Annotated in this window: 2 protein-coding genes; one reads left to right on the forward strand and one right to left on the reverse strand. The window is 60.9% G+C overall.

All coding sequences use genetic code 11. The features are described from left to right. Positions 1–894, forward strand: an 894-nt coding sequence (locus AC1DY5_RS56125) for a tyrosine-type recombinase/integrase (RefSeq protein ID WP_478122788.1), incomplete at its 5' end; no start/stop codon positions are given. A gap of 139 nt (positions 895–1,033) precedes the next feature. On the opposite strand, the gene AC1DY5_RS56130 is transcribed toward AC1DY5_RS56125, so the two are convergent. Beyond that, positions 1,034–1,258 (reverse strand): hypothetical protein (locus AC1DY5_RS56130; RefSeq protein WP_478122789.1); only part of this gene is annotated, 225 nt, incomplete at its 5' end.

Genomic DNA, 1,258 nt, shown 5'->3' on the forward strand with positions numbered 1-1,258 from the left:
GCCCGACGTCGCGAAGTGGCCGAGCGCCAAGCGATCCGCCGCCATGGTCCCGACCCCAAGCCGAAGCCACTCCCAGGAACCGGCGACAAGGCGAACAGGATCACCGGTCGCACCACCGCCAACCGTGCGATTGAGTTGCTGCGAGCGATGTACAACTTCGCGATAGACAAAAAGCGCCGCTATTTCGTTGGGGAGAATCCGGCGAGCGGACACGCGCAGTACGCCGTTGAAAGTCGCGAGCGGTTCTTGCAACCGGACGAACTGCGTCCTTTTTTCGAAGCACTGGCCGCAGAACCCAACGAAACCTTCCGCGACTTCTTCGGTGTCGCCTTGCTCACCGGCGTCAGGCGCTCCGGGGTCCTCGCCATGAAGTGGGCCGACGTCAGCCTGACGCGCGCTGAATGGCGCATTCAAGGTGCGCTTATGAAGAACAAGAAGGCCCAGACCGTGACGCTTGCGCCCGAGGCGGTACAGATCTTGGAGCAACGCTACGAGAAGAGGAACGGGTCGGCGTATGTGTTCCCGAGCGACCGAACCAAGGCCGCGAARGAGGGCAAGGACGACCACATCCGAGAGCCGCATAGCGCGTGGAGCCGCATCCTCAAGCGCGCCGGCCTGGAGGATCTCCACATCCACGATCTGCGGCGAACGCTCGGCAGTTGGCAGGCACGAACCGGTTCCTCGCTGATCCTGATCGGCAAGAGCTTGAACCACATGGATCCGCAGTCCACGGCGATCTATGCGCGCCTGGATCTGGATCCCGTTCGCGAGTCGGTTGATCGTGCGGCTTCTGCGATGTTTGAGGCCGCCGGGTTGAAGCCCACGGGCGAGGTCATCCCGTTCCCGAAGGCCAAGGCCGAGCCCACCACCCCCAAGAGCTCCGCCAAGCGATAGGCACTGGAGGCCCGTGGCGCATGCTCTCTACCCCTCACAAACCACATTTGGATAAAGCGAAAACCCCCAGAGCAAGCCAAAGGCGCAAAATCAAACGCTCCTAATTCTCGATAGGATTGTCAAATGGATGAGCCAATGTTCAGCTTTTGGCCACCGACGGGGTCAACCGTTGTGCGAGCGCAAGCTCAAATGGACGAGGGATGGCAAAAAACCCTCTCTCTGGTTTTTGCAGATGACTCTGGGAGGCAACTAAAAATTCAGCTTCCGGCGTCGGCACTTCGCACTGTGGCCGAAACAGCGGCGGCGTTACTGGCACCTCCTCCTCCTCCGTGATGCCCTGGCGCTCGGCATCGCCCATTTCTTC

This window comes from Variovorax sp. P4_D9 (assembly GCF_056401695.1).